We start from the raw sequence: 1,679 nt of genomic DNA on the forward strand, positions 1-1,679 counted from the left end.
TTAGCCTCGGCCAATCACGCTGGTTGAGCTGCTGATGGCCCAGAAATGGCGAAAGGTGCTCTGAACTGCAATGATTCGACTTGTCTAAGGTTGAATCGGCAGTATCGAGGAGCACCTTTCTGGTGAGGCAGTCTACGTCGTGGTACCCGTCGCTGAAAATTGGCGGCGACGGTTCGGGTGTGGTGGCGCAAGCGGGGGCGGTCGCACTGCTGCGCACTGCGGTGAAAGTGGGGCTGGATCGGGCGTTGTCCCAGGTGCTGGCGCCGTGGCGCAAACCCCTGGCAGTGCATGATCCGGGGAAGATTCTGCTGGATCTGGCCGTGATGATCGCTGTCGGTGGCGACTGCGCCGCCGATCTGGCGCTACTGCGCGGCGAGCCGGGCGTGTTCGGTCTGGTGGCGTCGGACCCGACAGTGTCGCGGCTGATCACGATACTGGCTGCCGACGCACCGAAAGCGTTGTCCGCCATCACCTCTGCCCGCGCCCTCGCCCGGTCGGCGGCCTGGCAGGCCGCCGGTGATCAGGCGCCGGATCACGCGATCACCGCCGAGAACCCGCTGACCATCGATCTGGATGCCACCCTGCTCGATGCGCATTCCGAAAAGGAAAGTGCGGCACCGACGTTCAAGAAAGGATTCGGCTTCCATCCGCTGCTGGCCTTCTGCGATCACGGCCCGGACGGCACTGGGGAACCGGTCGCCGAGTTACTGCGCCCGGGCAACGCCGGCGCCAACACCGCCGACGACCACAAGAAGGTCCTCGCTGCCGCCGTGGCGCAGCTGCCGTGGCAGCCCAGCTACCGGATCGGCCGGAAAGTCTTGGTGCGCACCGACTCCGGCGGCGGCACCCACGACTTCATCGACTACTGCACCGGCCGCCACGTCCAATACTCGCTCGGGTTCACCCTCACCGACATCATCGTCGAGGCAGTGAACCGGATCCCGAAAAACGTGTGGACTCCCGCCTACGACGCCGAGGGCGAGGTCCGCCCAGGCGCCTGGGTCGCCGAGGTCACCGACATGCTCGACCTGACCGGCTGGCCACACGATATGCGGCTTATCGTGCGTAAAGAGCGCCCGCATCCCGGCGCGCAGCTGCGGTTCACCGACGTCGACGGTCTCCGGTTGACCGCGTTCGTCACCAACACCCGCCGCGGTCAGATCCCTGACCTAGAGTTACGGCATCGCCGCCGGGCCCGCTGCGAGGACCGCATCCGCTGCGCGAAAGACACCGGGCTACGCAACCTGCCGTTCAAGGGTTTCGATGCGAATCGGATCTGGGTCGCGATCGTCGCGCTGGCACTGGACCTGACCGCCTGGCTGCAGACCATCGGCCTGCGCAGCCACCTTGCTCGCCGCTGGGAACCGAAAACACTACGCCTGCAACTATTCTCGATCCCCGCCCGGATCGCGCACCACGCCCGCCGCGTCCACCTGCGCCTGTCACGCCATCACCGCGGCACCGGCCTGCTACTGACCGCACTGGACCGGCTGCAACCCGGCTGACCAGCACATACCATTCCCACAACATCGAAAGGGCTTCCATCCGGGCCCGTGGAACCCGGCAGCCACCCGCTGATCGGGCTACCCGATGTTGCCCACCGGCCGCTGATCAGCCACCGGAAACCAATCTGAACCCGACCACGCCGGGCCGAAGGCCCGGCGAAAGATCGAGGTTAG

1 protein-coding gene is annotated in these 1,679 nt (G+C 66.1%); it reads left to right on the forward strand.

Annotation, left to right across the window (positions count from 1 at the left end; translation table 11 throughout):
* Positions 1-122 precede the first annotated feature (122 nt).
* Entirely contained in the window at positions 123-1,505 is a 1,383-nt protein-coding gene (locus NP3_RS45965; protein WP_063047968.1) for an IS1380 family transposase, read from the forward strand.
* Positions 1,506-1,679 lie beyond the last annotated feature (174 nt).

The sequence above is a fragment of the Nocardia pseudovaccinii NBRC 100343 genome (assembly GCF_001613225.1).
Lineage (GTDB): Bacteria > Actinomycetota > Actinomycetes > Mycobacteriales > Mycobacteriaceae > Nocardia > Nocardia pseudovaccinii.